Raw genomic sequence first — 13689 nt, forward strand, 5'->3', positions numbered from 1 at the left:
GATGCACATAACTTTACCAGTAAATTACAACTACGGAAACGATAAAATTGGTTGGACTGATTTGGAATTCAAACAATTCTTAAAATCCAATGACAGTTCATTTAATAAACAGATGATCAAAGACTGTTTTGATAATTTTGATGAAGTATATCTTAGTAATAGTCGCTACAGTAATTTAAATGTAATTTCTTTGCGTAAATCGACAAATTTAGATAAAGATCAAGATGCTTTTGTAATTAAGTTTTACAAAAAAAAAATTGGAGGAGAGACGATTTATTATATAGAAACCGGACAGTATGCTGGATATATTAATTACAAAGGATTTGTAATTAATATATCATTAAGTGAGCGATACAATGTTTCTGTATTGAATCATTTGCTTACTTATGCTAATAACATTTCTTTGGACTCAGAAGCCATCCTGACAAATTATAAAACACGAACGAATTAACTTGAATATCTTCTCTGTTTTATGTTTTTACAAAAACTAGAGAAAGCATCAATATTAGGACTCCCCAAAAGATTTCAAAATGTTAATGAGCGACTGAATACTGTTCGAGGTAAAGTCGAATTTAATTCATTCATAAAGAGAGACATTCCTTTTCAAGGAAAAGTTTCCGTTCATTACCGTGATAGAAGTGATATACAAGAAATTATTGATGTTTTGTTTTATACTTTATATATAATTAAAAATAGGTACTCATCAAATTCTTTATTTAAAGTAAGAAATGTTTATAATGAACTACTTTCTAAGTATAGCAAAATTAAACCAAAAAGTGATACAATATTTAAAGCTAAAAGCCATCCTGTTTTAGCAAATCCTCTATTTGTTCAGTTTAAAAAAGTCTTAGAATTAGCGGAAGTAATCATTAAGAGTTTTAGTCCTGATTTTAATCAAGAAAGTAAAAAACAAATATCTGGAAATCTCTATAACACATCAGAATTGTTTGAACTATATATTGAAAAGATTTTAAAATCTAATCTTAAAGGTTGGAATTTAGATGCTCAAAAAGAAATATCTATTTATAAAAATCATTTTTTTAGTCGTAAAATGATTCCAGATTTTATTCTGCATAATGTGAACCAAGATAAATATGCTATTTTAGATGCAAAGTTCAAAACAATGAATTATAATTATTTGGACGTTGATAGAGAAGATATTTTTCAACTGCATACATATAGCTATTATTATCACGATAAAAATGTATTGTCTGGATTAGTTTATCCACTACAAAAAGAGGTTGATGTTTCAAGAAAACATATATCAAATACTTTAGATCAATATTCAAACAGATTTGGAATCTTTGGAGTTGAATTAAATAAGAATTCAAATATAAAATCCATAAAAGAATCTGAGTCAAAATTCATAAATCAGATAAATGAATTGCTAAATCAAGAATCAGAAAAACTTTAAACTATGTCCTACGAATACTCAGAAGATGCATTAATAGAAAACGCTACCGAAGAAGTTTTAAGAGAACTTGGGTGGGAAGTTACTACAGCCTGGAAGAATGAAAGTTTTGGAACTGAAGGATTATTAGGTCGTGAGAATAAAGGAGAAGTAATCTTAGAACGATATGTTTTAGAGGCTTTACAGAGCTTAAATCCTGATCTTCCAGAATTAGCATATACACGAGCTTTAGAAAAAATTGTTCAAAAAGAAGCAGATAAAACTATTGCTCAGCAAAATAAAGCCAAATATCAATTATTAAAAAATGGTGTTGAGGTTTCGTTTACAAATGAGGATGGTAAAACCGAAAAGAAAACTTTAAGAATATTTGATTACAAAGATTATCTAAACAATCATTTTCTGGCTGTTCGGCAATTTGAAGTGAGTGGTGAGTTACATAATCGTCGTCCTGATGTGATTGGTTTTGTAAATGGTATACCTTTAGTATTCTTCGAGCTTAAATCTCACGCTGTCGATTTGCGATCTGCTTATGAAGATAATTTCAAGGATTATAAAGATACAATACCTCATTTATTTTATCACAATGCCTTTGTAATTTTAAGCAACGGTACAGATGCTAAAGTGGGTACTGTAACCAGTCCTTATAAATACTTTCTTGACTGGAAACGTATAACAGAAGATGCTGAAGGAATTGTAAGTTTAGATACAATGCTTAGAGGAACCTGTGGTCCTGAAAACCTGATGGATATTTTCGAGAACTTTTTACTCTTCGATGAAAGCAATGGAAATATTGTAAAGCTAATGGCAAAGAACCATCAGTTTATTGGGGTAAACAGAGTGTTGGAAAATGTTCAGAATATTAATGATCTCGAAGGGAAATTAGGAGTGTACTGGCATACCCAAGGTTCGGGTAAAACATATTCTATGGTCTTTCTTTGTGAGAAAATACATCGCAAGTTTGGAGGTTCTTATACATTTTTGATTGTTGTCGATCGCACAGAGCTGGAAAACCAGGCTTACGACACATTTTCAGGGGTTGGAATCGTTAACAATAAAAATGTAATTGCAGGTAAGAAGAAAGGTATAACGGGTAGGGATCATCTGAGAGAATTATTAAGCGAAAATCACAGGTATGTATTCTCATTGATTCATAAATTTTCTATTGATCCTGAATTAGAAAAAGAATACCCCTTAATTACTGAAAGAAAAAATATTATTGTAATTTCTGATGAAGCGCACCGTACGCAAGGTGGTAAATATGCAAGAAATATGAGATTTTTTGGATTGCCTAATGCTTCGTATTTAGGATTTACAGGAACTCCTATTATTAAAGAGGAGCAGGAAGTCACAAAGAATATTTTTGGAGAATATGTCTCTGTATATGATTTTAAAAGAGCAATTGAAGATGAAGCAACCCTTCCATTAAAATATCTGAATCGTGGGGAACGACTGAATATTGATAATCCTACATTGGATGAACAAATGGCTGAGATTCTTGAAAATGAAAATCTTGATGAAGATCAGCAAAAGAAATTAGCTTATCTATTTAAAAAAGAATACCCCATACTTACTGCAGAATCGCGTCTGAGAGAGATTGCTAAAGATTTGGTTTGGCATTTTAATGAAAGAGGCTATCAAGGGAAAGCAATGTTGGTAACACTTGATAAGCCGACAGCGGTTAGGATGTATGATTGCATTATGGAATATTGGCCAGAATATCTGACCGAACTGGAACAAAAAATTGCACAATCAAAAGACCTTCAGGAAGAGCAAGAATTGAAACGTAAATATAACTTAGTTGCTTCAACGGAGGTTTGTGTTGTCATCAGCTCAGAACAAAATGAAATTGATAAATTCAAAAAAATCAATTTGAATATTGAAACCCATCGTCGCAAAATGGTTGAAAGAAATCTTGAAAAAGAATTCAAAGATGAAGAGAATCCATTCCGATTGGCAATTGTATGTGCAATGTGGATAACAGGATTTGATGCGCCTGCTATTTCAACAGTTTATCTTGATAAGCCGATTAAAGGACATACTTTAATGCAAACCATTGCCAGAGCAAACAGAGTGTATGATGATGAAAAAGAAAACGGGCTTATTGTTGATTATGGTAATGTTTACCAACAATTAGAAAAAGCTTATGCTGTTTACGGAGAAGGAGATAATGGCAAAAAAGGAGAGAGGATTGATAATCAAAAACCATTCGAGCAATTAGAAGCAATGTCTGACGAAATCGAGGAAGCCATTTCTGAAGTTGTGGAAATGTTAAAAGAAGAAAATTTTGATTTAGATACTCTAATTGAAGCTACAGCTATGGGAAAAATTGCAGCAGTAAATAACGGAGCCAATGCTGTCTGTAGAAATGATGAATCCCGTGCTAAATTTGAAATAGCAGCTAGAAATGTATTTAGAAAGTATAAAGCTCTCTTCCCCGAAAAGCAGGCGAAAAAATTCACTCCACAATACAATGCTATTGATGCTATTTACAGCAAACTTAATCAAAAAGTAAAAGGTGCTGATGTTACCGAGATTATCTTAAGTTTACAAAGCATAGTTAATGATTCTGTTGTTGTAGATTCTGTTTACGAAAACCAGTATACAATGATAGATTTGTCTACTTTAAACATTGATGCATTAAAAAAAGCATTTGAGAAAATACCTCGAAAAAATGAATTGGTATATGATCTTAATAAAGCTGTAGAGCAAAAATTAGAACAAATGCTTAAGGAAAATCCTTTGCGTTTAGAATTTTATGATCGCTATAAAGAAATTGTCGAAGCCTATAATAATGGTAAATCTGAAGCAGAGCTTGTACGCAGTTTTGAGCAATTGTCAGCATTTGTTCAATCCCTGTCACAAGAAGAAAAAAGAGCTTACCAAGAAAATTTGGATGAACCTACCCTATCGATTTTTGATCTTTTAATTCAGGATAAAGAATTAAATAAAGAGGAGAGACAAAAAGTTAAACAAGTTGCGACACAAACGTTAGAGATTCTTATTAATGAAAAGCTTAACATTCCTCACTGGAAAGAAATTCGTGAAGTTAAAGCAAGTATAAAAGCTACTATTTATGAACATTTGTTATATCTTCCGGAAAATAAATATACTGATGAGGAAGTAAGTTTAAGAAGTCTTTCTGTTTATCAGCATATTTATTCTTATTCATTTGCATAAAAACCAAAGCCTGAGAACTCTCAGGCTTTACTATTATTTTTTCAATCAACTTCTCTATCAATTTAATCTGCTAATCCTTAGCCTTAATCAACTCCGCATTCAGCCGTTTAATCTCTTCCAAAGCTTCAATCCATTTTCAATGGGATTAACAGTAGGGTAGTAGCTAAATAGAGAATTGCCCGAAGCATGATCGCTGTTATTAACAGTATTCGAAATAATATTAATCGCCTGCTCTTCATCAAAATTCTGAAACGCCACCACGGGAATTTGCAGCACTTCGGAGATTTTATGCAGCAGGGCTTCTTCAGTAATCTCCTTTTGTTCGACGAGAGAATCTATGTCATAAAAGTTTTGATTCTTATTTTTTGGTTTTTCTTGAAATTGGTCCGGCGACTGTAACAAATGAACATTTCTATTAAGTACAGCAATTTCTCGATACGGTTTTTACAAAACCTACTCGAAGTGACGTTGGGAGCTCATCAATCGACGGAATTGAATTATTTAGGCCTTCTATTTGACCATTAAACTTTTAGCGTTAAGCAAATTGAAAGAAGGTGGCCACAGAGAAACCATCTTTGGTTCGGCGAAACCAATAAGAAATAAACAATGATGAGCCAAAAGTTTTATGTCCGAAGTGCGGACCAAAAAGTCACTAAGCACACAGATAGTCCATCCGCACAAACCTAACGGAGTGGTTCGACGACCAACGGGAGTCAATTTTTAAACTTTTCAGCGCCGGCTCAATTTGTAGCGTTAAAAAGTTTTGGGATCTTGAATTTTTGATTCTTTTGTTTGACTATGTCGAATCTTCGATTTCAAGACAAAAGAATTTCCACGAATCACACCCACTTCTCGATACTGTTTTTTCAAAACCTACTCGAAGTAACTACGCTTAAACGACAGTGTTTTCATTTAGGACAATTATTGGATTGGCTTTTTTCTGTAGAAGTTTCCCATCCGTCAATCCGAGTAATTTTCTGTAGTGCAGCGGAAGAAAATGGTATTGAGAATCTAAACCTGAAACTCTATCTAAGTCAAGCGAAAATAAATGTAAAGAACAACAATAACAGAAAAACCTTGAATAATAATCAGTTATCAAAAGTAGTAGTTTTACTACAATTTATCGAATAGTGTAGAATTAATAGTAATAAACCACAAGATTTAGCTACTTTTAAGATAAGAATTACACCAAACATCAATGATATGAGAAATTCTACAACCAATGCGGATAAAATTGCTGAAAGCCATGTTTCCGGGATACAGCGTGTGATACAGCTCGATATCGTCATCGACGGTAAAATCATCCGGCACTTCAAAAATTTTCAATTAAAGCAGAGTGTCAGAAAACACCATCATTTTGAACTCACGCTGGCTCATGATTCATTGGATGAAGTACAAAGCCATGAGCTTCAGGAGGCACACCGCTTTTTAGGGAAACGGCTCACGGTCGTTTTTAAATATAAGGATTTAGCCGGCGAAAGCCCTGAACGGACTTTTGTGGGGGTGATTACAAAAGTAGCGTACAGCCAGGAAAAAATGAGTCTTGGAAATGTTATTTTAAAAGGGTTCAGCCCGACCGTTCTTATGGATTCCGCGCCTCATACGCAAAGCTTCGGCGGAGATCAGGCGGTGAATACGTCGATTATTGCCGAAAGAATCATTAAGGAGACCATCGATTCAGGTAAATTTGATTATACCATTGATACACAGAATAAAAGCTACATCAATTACAGCGCCCAGTATAAAGAAACGCATTACAATTATTTATCGAGACTGGCAGAAGCGTATGGCGAGCAGTTTTTTTATGACGGTGAAGTCCTTCATTTCGGAAAGCTGCCTCAAAATGATAAAGCCGTAAAGCTGATGTACGGGAGTAATGTGACGGATGTGTGTGTAGAGTTAAAAGCAGTCCATACCAGGCCGGAATTTTTCGGATATAACAGCAGTGAGCATGCGAAACTGCAGAGTTCAAAAGCCGAGATCAAACATGTAGGACAGCTGGCGGACAAAGCCTATCAGATCAACCAGGATATTTATAAAACCCAGGCACTGATTTCTTCTCCTATTAATGCCAACCTGCCGATCGATCTGGATGACTCCCAGAAAAGTGCGGGGGGCAGTGCTGCTGTTGAAGTGTTTACAGTTTCCGGAGCAACATCGGTTCCGTTTTTATATCCCGGCTGTGCTGCGGATATTGAAATGAGAAAACCGGGCAGCAACCGGACGTCTTATTTTACAAAGCTCATGATCACCGAGGTGACTCACGAAGTCAATACCCGCGGATTTTACACCGGATCATTTGAAGGCATTGCTGAAGGGACAGGGTTTTTACCAAAAGCGGAATTTACTGTTCCTTCTGCCGAACCCCAGATTGCGACGGTTGTTTCCAATACGGATCCTTTGAACCAGGGACGTATTCAGGTGAGATTTGACTGGCAGGTGAACAGCACGACCCATTTTATCCGGATGATGAGTCCCGATGCGGGAGGTACCGGTGCCATTACCCAAAACAGGGGCTTCGTAGCCATCCCCGAAGTGGGAGACCAGGTGATGGTCGGTTTTGAATATCACCATCCCGATTTTCCGTTTGCCATGGGTGGCATGTTTCACGGGCAGGTAGGCCTTGGAGGAGGGGTGAATAATCACATGCGTTCCATCCAGACCAAAAGCGGGATACAGGTTCTGATGAATGATGATGAGAAGAGCGTTACGATCCTGGATCCCAGCGGCAATACCTATTTTATGGATGGAAACGGGAATATCACCGTAACAGCCCCTAAAAATATGACATTCAATGCGGGAGAAAATCTTACTATCAATGTAGGAACAGATATGAAAACCAATGTCGGGAATGATCATACTCTATCCATTCAGAAGAACCATCAGTTTTCATCGCTTAACTACAGGCAGACCGTGAACGAAAATAAAACAGTGAATGTCACCGGTGACCTGAACGAAACCACCTCTACCACCACCCATCTGGCAAAAAACGGAGATATCTTGTTGCAGAGCTCGGGAGTGGCCAAGATGTTAGGGAAGATTGATGCCAAAGTGAATAAGGGATGAAATTAAATACAGTACCCTTTACAGTGGTTTTCTTCTTTAAGAGATTATCGTAGAAGGAAAAATTACACATAATGAACTACATGCTAAAATATTTCTTTTGCCTTTTATTTTTTACACAGATTTCGTGTCAGGAAAAGAATGCCCATCAAAAAACAAAAGTAATGACAAAATATGAATGGACAGAAGGTACTTCTGCGTCTTTGGGGTATCCCATGGAAGTGTATAAAGGGGGAATGGAATATGAAGGCGACGGCTGGGTCGGTTTAAGTTTTGGGATTGTACCCGGAACGAAAGGCTGGGGATCTGTGAATAACGGGATGGACAGCGGCCTTAAAGGCTTGCCCACCCGATTAGATTTTGTCTGGATGTCTTACATGGAAAACCAATTCTACCAAATAGATACCGATATAGATACCAACAAGATAAGGGAATATTTTACCAAAGGATATGATAGTAAAGGGGCAAGCGGAAAAATACAACACTTAAATTACAATGTGATTTGTGTTGGCATGGCACCTGGCGGGGTTGTGGTGGTTTGGGTATCGGGAGTCGGCTGGCAAAAAGAAATAGGAAGATACCAGGGGAAGAAAGTGACCATCCCGGAATCGGAAATAGCTACATTGGATAGTCATGAAAACCGTTTTTGGAGGAAGGATTATTTGGATATGGTACGTACCGGTGATAGAATTGTTCCTAAAAAAGTACAGGAAGAAAACAAAGGAAAGCCTATACCGTTTGGAATTTGGGATGTTTATAGAACAAGATTTTCCTGGAAACCTGTATTTGAACTTCCAGTGGGAGCAAAACTCCATCCATCAACAATGGTGGGTATTGATTTTATAAATGGTGAGCGCGAGAAATTTGACGGATTAAAAACGCCATTATCAGATTATGATAAACGGGCCATTCCAACGTCTGTCTCTATGTCAATTTTAGACAAAGATAATCATAGATATGGAGCTTCCTGTGAAATAAATGAAAAGTCAAGCTTTGAAGCTTTCAACAAAGTTTTTGGGGATGATCCTGAAAGTACTAAAGCAGAACTTGTCGTCTATGTGAATGAAGCTTTCAGTTTTTTTACCATTAAATTAAAAGGTGAAAATGGGAAAGAGGTATTCATTAAGACTGATAGTGTAGAAATGTTTAAATCAAAGAAGAAATAATTAAATATTAATTATGTTAATATGGGAAAAACATTTGTTTATAACACGGGCAATGCTATATCTCCAATTGATCAACTACATCTGGAAGTAGGTGTTTTCTTTGATGGCACTTTGAATAACCTTAAAAATACTGAGCTTAGGCAAAAGTATAAAGACGGGAAGAATAAAATAGAAAGCACGGATTCTGATGAAGAGGTTTTGCAAAAAGAAAAAGCGATATCCAGTACTACCGAGCAACAGGAAAGCGAATATGAAAAATTAAAGACTAAAAAACATCCAGGGTCAGGCTCTGAATATGAACAGTATCTAAAAGCCATCCATAGAACCAGTATAGACAAAAGAGGGGTTGATAATAGTTTTAGTAATGATTTTACAAATGTGGCCAGACTGTATACATGCTGTGAACAAAATGACTACGCAATCTACGTGGAAGGGATAGGAACCGTAGATAACCGCAGGGATGTAGATGATGGATTTCAATATGGATCTGGATTTACAGGGGTAAGAGGAAAAGTAAGGCTTGGCTGTGAAAAATTGGCAGACCGGATAAAAAATAGTATTACAAAAGGTTCAAATTCAGATAAACAGTTAAAAAAAATCTCCATCGATACCTTTGGATTCAGCAGGGGAGCAGCGGCAGCCCGAAATTTTTCCTACGAAATCAACGGCAATAAAAGAGCTGAAGACATAGAGATAAAAACCGCTAAAAAACTGGTGGGTTACAGGAACAGCAGGTCTTACGGAAACGATGGTGTTATCCCGGAATATGAAACCGTTTGGATTGATAAAGACAAGACAGAGGTAGATCCGGATTTTCTTGTAGACGGAAAGCTGCCGAAATATGGTTTTCTCGGCTATTATCTGCTCAGTAAAGACATACTGACCCGCGAAGAACTTGATATATTAGAATTGGAAGTTCGTTTTATAGGGGTTTATGATACCGTTTCGTCCTATGAAGAATTTGGCGATATGGGTGCAGTAGAAAGAGTGGGACTGAAAGGAGCGATTCATTCTGCCATGGGCCCCAGCCATTATTTTGGTAATGATGTAGAGCAGCTTCAGCTAAAAAATCCGGGACCGTTTTTGAAGGCTGTGCATTTTACGGCACTGGACGAGCACCGTGAAAATTTTTCTCTTACCAGATTCCCGGGCAGCCTGGAAAAAGAGTTTCCGGGTGTACACTGTGATATCGGGGGAGCTTATGAAAATGGAATGGAAACAGTGGATGAAATTGAGACTTCCAACCACAAGCCTTTGTGGTTTCTGAATGACAGAAGGCAACATTTAATTGATGAGCATTGGTTTACAGACGAACAAATAGAGATAAACAATAAAATCTGGAGTGCTCTTACCTTTGGTACTGTTTACCGTAAAATTACCGGCAAACGTTTTTTAAGAAAAGAGTACAGCTATATCCCGCTTCATTTTATGGGAGAACATGGAAATCGATATTTTGATCATCAATTAATGAATAAGAATATTTTGGAAATATCTTATTCTATAGAGCACGATACATATTTACCATCAGCTAAAAATTATCTATACCATTATGTTTTTGAAAATGGAGAAAGATGGAATTTCAAAACAGATGAACAGGTAAAACTGGAAAGAGAATTAAAAGAAGCAGAACGTCTAAAAGAGGAAATACCTGCTGCTGTGATTGATCATGTTTACGTAAAACCTCCCCTGGAAGTCCCCGTTCTGCTCCCAGGATCAGAGCAGAATAGAGGAGATAAAAACGGCAATGAGATGAAAACGGTTGACCTTGAAGAGGTCACCGTAACAGGGTATTCTGAACAAACGTTATTGAGAATCTTAAGAAACAGGTATTTACACTGGTCAGCAAACAGGGATTGGTTGGGTATGGACCCTAATAGTGATTATAAACGACGGGTATATTAGCAAAGGTTAATGGGGATTTTACAGAACTTACATCAGAAAGTATACCGATTGGAAACAATGGTTACGGAGCAGAAAGATTTGTTTTATCTGACGGAGAAAAAATATGTAAGAAATGTGGAAGTTTATTATTTGGGTAAGACTGACAAAATTGATCATTTCCAGGTTTTGGTCGTTGAATTTGATTTTTCTGATGACGACAATGCTGAAGGAATACTTATAAAAGAGATCAGTTATTTATTTGATGAGCTGGAAATTTTTGTTGATGAGGAAGGAAATATTCTTAAAATTGGAAATTTAGATTTTCTAAAACGCAGATGGATTATCATATCAGGCAAACTTTCATTGAGCCACAAGGGTGAAACAATAGATAATTATCTTGCTCAAATAAGTGAGTTACTGGAGAATGAGCAGGAGCTGATTGATTTTTTATCTGGCTATAAAATGTTTGGATTATTGTTTAACGGGTTATTAAACTCATTTCAAAATAAGACAAGCAGGGTTTCTTCAGAAGGATTGACAGAAATTTTGAAGGTCAAAATTGAGAGCGATACAACGATGATATCAATTTCCGCAGATAACATTGAAGATACCGGCATCAAAGATTTTAGCGGAATATTACAATACAGAAATGATCGGTATGAAGAAGGTTTTATTCAAGTTAAAAAACACAATTACCATTTAAAACATTCATTACTATGGATAGGTTAAATAATGCAGCGCCCGGTTCCGTGCCGAATAACGATAAAAAGTCAAACGAATTTACTGAAAAATCTACGGGAACGGATAGCAGCAAAGATCTTAAATCTGAAAACAGCAGTAAAATGGAGGAAAAACGTGCTGATAGACAGAAGGAAGATAATAAATCAGACGATTTACTATTGGCCATAGATGGCGCAAAAATAAAGTTCAATGCCCATCCCGGAGAATTTAAAGTGATGAATGATGTCCCGACAACGCAAGGCAAACTCACCGGGACAATAGTGGAAAAACAGATTCCCAATTTTACATTTAATGATGGTTTCAAAATGATCTCCCTTACAGAATGGCAGGACTTTGGGACGGCCCAGGTACAGGACCATTATGTACTGTTAAAAAAATCCAGGCTCCCGGGAGTGGGTAAAATGCCGGGAAATATTCCGCCGGAAACAGGAAATATCGAATTTGTGGATTCCGGACAGATTAATCAGCCGGAAAGTATTGACACCGTGGGTGCACCGGTGCCTGAAAAGAAAGAGGACCGTTGCCCGGAATGTTCAAAGGAAATTACGGTTGAACAGATCAAAGACACCATTGGCGCTAAAACATTAAGCCAGAAACAAAACAGTACCATCAACTCTTTTTTGCCCTATTTAAATAAATACAGAAAAGATTTCGGGCTGGATACCTGTCTAAGGAAAGCACATTTTATAGCTCAGATTGCTTTAGAATCAGCCAGTTTTTCTACTTTCGAAGAAGGTGAGGAATGGTCTTCAACAATTTCTCTTGGAGTGTTCAGTTCTTCGGCTATCCAGATTGATGCTACGATTGTTGAGTCTTTAAAAGATCATCTGACGTCAATCTTTAAAATAACTGACAGTAAAGGAAAGGAACTGTCGAAATCCAATGAGGAGCTGAAAACAATTCTTCTCAGTGAAAAACCTTCTGTTGTTGATGGTGAGTTATACGCCAAGTATAAAGGGGTTAAAGATGCGAAAGATGCAAAAAAGAGGAATAATAAAGTTCTGAAACAGGTTCTGAATGCTGATAAATCTTTAAACTATAAGATAGAACTAAAACCGCACACGTTCTTCGGGGTGCCTCTACTATCAAGAGCTTACGCTCCGTATCCCGGCGATACAAGAGGGCTGGGCAATGGAAAAGAACTTACCAGGGATGGATGGAAATTTAAGGGCAGGGGATTAAAACAGGTTACGGGAAGAGCAAACTATGTGACATTCTCTAAGTATAGAAACAAAAATACATTTCCGGAAGATACTACCGGTTCAATTGATTTTACTGAGGAAAAACCAGGAGAAGATCTAAAAGGGAATTATTTGAAATTATCAGAAAATGCAATGTACGCCACACAGTCTGCTATCTGGTTCTGGAATGAAGGAACAAAATATAACAAAAAAACAGCAAAAGATCATGCCGATGCCGATGATGTAGATTCTGTTTCAAAGGCTGTCAATAGATATGACAGTAAAGCGTTGCCAAAAAGAAAAGCAAATTATGAGAGAGCAAAAGTTGCTTTTAAAATTGAAGAACATTATAAATCTTTAAAAATAAAAAAATGATAAGATTTTTTTCAGGTATATTGTTTTTTCTATTCTCCACTTATATGGTATATGCTCAGAATGTTTCTGTTTTAAAAGATTCCGTCTGTATCTCAAAGGAGTGTTTTGAATTGCAGGAGTTAAAAATCAATAGCCCAAACACACGGATCTATAAAAAAATCCAGAAAGATTATGACATTTTTAATGGCTTTTTATTTGACATTCCGGAAAAAAGACTGCAGGCAAAAAAGGATACGCTAAGAAAATTGATCTCGGAAAATTCCTTAAAAGAATCTCAGTTCGGCTTTGAAAAATACAGGATATTATTTGACAGAAATGGCTTGCTTAATTTATCTGTACGTATAAAGTCTTATGGCTCTCCCTGGGAAGACATCAGGTACTCTTTATTTGATATCAATGATCATACTGACATAGGGGATAAATTGTTTATCAATAAGAACCTGCTGTTGAAACTCTGCAATAAAAAGTTATACGATCAGGACCTTGTGAATTTTAAGGTGGACAGCCTGTCTGAATATATTTTAAATACGGATAATAAGAAAAACTTCACGGGTATTACTTTTATCATGTATAATACAGAAGAGAGAGAAAGTGGAGGATATAAGATGTATTCTGTGCCTTTTACACGCAGGGAAATTGAAAAATTTATTACGCCGAAATATAAAGAAACATTATTGAAACATTAATTGGTAAA

Annotated in this window: 10 protein-coding genes; 9 read left to right on the top strand and 1 reads right to left on the bottom strand. The window is 36.2% G+C overall.

The features are described 5' to 3' along the window. Position 1 precedes the first annotated feature (1 nt). The 3 genes from MKJ01_RS13805 to MKJ01_RS13815 are packed head-to-tail and all read left to right on the top strand — an operon-like array spanning position 2 to position 4588. Complete coding sequence (locus MKJ01_RS13805; protein ID WP_241614683.1) at positions 2–451, top strand: hypothetical protein; 450 nt, start codon at positions 2–4, stop codon at positions 449–451. A 21-nt stretch (positions 452–472) separates the two neighbouring features. Then, on the top strand, positions 473–1414 hold the full coding sequence (locus MKJ01_RS13810) for an McrC family protein (RefSeq protein WP_241614684.1): 942 nt from the start codon (positions 473–475) through the stop codon (positions 1412–1414). Positions 1415–1417: 3 nt separating this feature from the next. After that, entirely contained in the window at positions 1418–4588 is a 3171-nt protein-coding gene (locus tag MKJ01_RS13815) for a type I restriction endonuclease subunit R (protein WP_241614685.1), read from the top strand. 99 nt (positions 4589–4687) lie between these two features. Here MKJ01_RS13815 and MKJ01_RS13820 read toward each other — a convergent pair whose 3' ends face one another. Beyond that, positions 4688–4990 carry a hypothetical protein gene (locus MKJ01_RS13820; RefSeq protein WP_241614686.1) on the bottom strand — a complete coding sequence of 101 codons (303 nt, stop codon included), beginning with the start codon at positions 4988–4990 and terminating at the stop codon, positions 4688–4690. A gap of 801 nt (positions 4991–5791) precedes the next feature. On the opposite strand from MKJ01_RS13820, the gene MKJ01_RS13825 reads away from it, so the two are divergent. From MKJ01_RS13825 to MKJ01_RS13850, 6 genes are all read left to right on the top strand, one after another. Further along, positions 5792–7654, top strand: a complete 1863-nt coding sequence (locus tag MKJ01_RS13825) for a type VI secretion system Vgr family protein (RefSeq protein WP_241614687.1) — start codon at positions 5792–5794, stop codon at positions 7652–7654. A gap of 71 nt (positions 7655–7725) precedes the next feature. Next, positions 7726–8817, top strand: coding sequence for a DUF2931 family protein (locus tag MKJ01_RS13830; RefSeq protein ID WP_241614688.1), 1092 nt, complete (start codon positions 7726–7728; stop codon positions 8815–8817). A gap of 21 nt (positions 8818–8838) precedes the next feature. Further along, positions 8839–10719, top strand: a complete 1881-nt coding sequence (locus tag MKJ01_RS13835) for a DUF2235 domain-containing protein (RefSeq protein WP_241614689.1) — start codon at positions 8839–8841, stop codon at positions 10717–10719. Positions 10720–10767: 48 nt separating this feature from the next. Next, entirely contained in the window at positions 10768–11427 is a 660-nt protein-coding gene (locus MKJ01_RS13840) for a hypothetical protein (protein WP_241614690.1), read from the top strand. Next, positions 11415–12995 (top strand): hypothetical protein, encoded by a 1581-nt coding sequence (locus MKJ01_RS13845; RefSeq protein ID WP_241614691.1) that lies wholly within the window; start codon positions 11415–11417, stop codon positions 12993–12995. The genes MKJ01_RS13840 and MKJ01_RS13845 overlap by 13 nt, the downstream gene beginning before the upstream one ends. Beyond that, positions 12992–13681 (top strand): hypothetical protein, encoded by a 690-nt coding sequence (locus MKJ01_RS13850; protein WP_241614692.1) that lies wholly within the window; start codon positions 12992–12994, stop codon positions 13679–13681. The genes MKJ01_RS13845 and MKJ01_RS13850 overlap by 4 nt, the downstream gene beginning before the upstream one ends. Positions 13682–13689 lie beyond the last annotated feature (8 nt).

The sequence above is a fragment of the Chryseobacterium sp. SSA4.19 genome, assembly GCF_022601875.1.
Lineage (GTDB): Bacteria > Bacteroidota > Bacteroidia > Flavobacteriales > Weeksellaceae > Chryseobacterium.

What these genes read in the sequence shown, in the direction of transcription:
- MKJ01_RS13850 (WP_241614692.1), top strand. Translation starts at nt 12,992, where the DNA reads ATGATAAGATTTTTTTCAGGTATATTGTTTTTTCTATTCTCCACTTAT.
- MKJ01_RS13845 (WP_241614691.1), top strand. Translation starts at nt 11,415, where the DNA reads ATGGATAGGTTAAATAATGCAGCGCCCGGTTCCGTGCCGAATAACGAT.
- MKJ01_RS13815 (WP_241614685.1), top strand. Translation starts at nt 1,418, where the DNA reads ATGTCCTACGAATACTCAGAAGATGCATTAATAGAAAACGCTACCGAA.
- MKJ01_RS13810 (WP_241614684.1), top strand. Translation starts at nt 473, where the DNA reads ATGTTTTTACAAAAACTAGAGAAAGCATCAATATTAGGACTCCCCAAA.
- MKJ01_RS13835 (WP_241614689.1), top strand. Translation starts at nt 8,839, where the DNA reads ATGGGAAAAACATTTGTTTATAACACGGGCAATGCTATATCTCCAATT.
- MKJ01_RS13825 (WP_241614687.1), top strand. Translation starts at nt 5,792, where the DNA reads ATGAGAAATTCTACAACCAATGCGGATAAAATTGCTGAAAGCCATGTT.
- MKJ01_RS13805 (WP_241614683.1), top strand. Translation starts at nt 2, where the DNA reads ATGCACATAACTTTACCAGTAAATTACAACTACGGAAACGATAAAATT.
- MKJ01_RS13830 (WP_241614688.1), top strand. Translation starts at nt 7,726, where the DNA reads ATGAACTACATGCTAAAATATTTCTTTTGCCTTTTATTTTTTACACAG.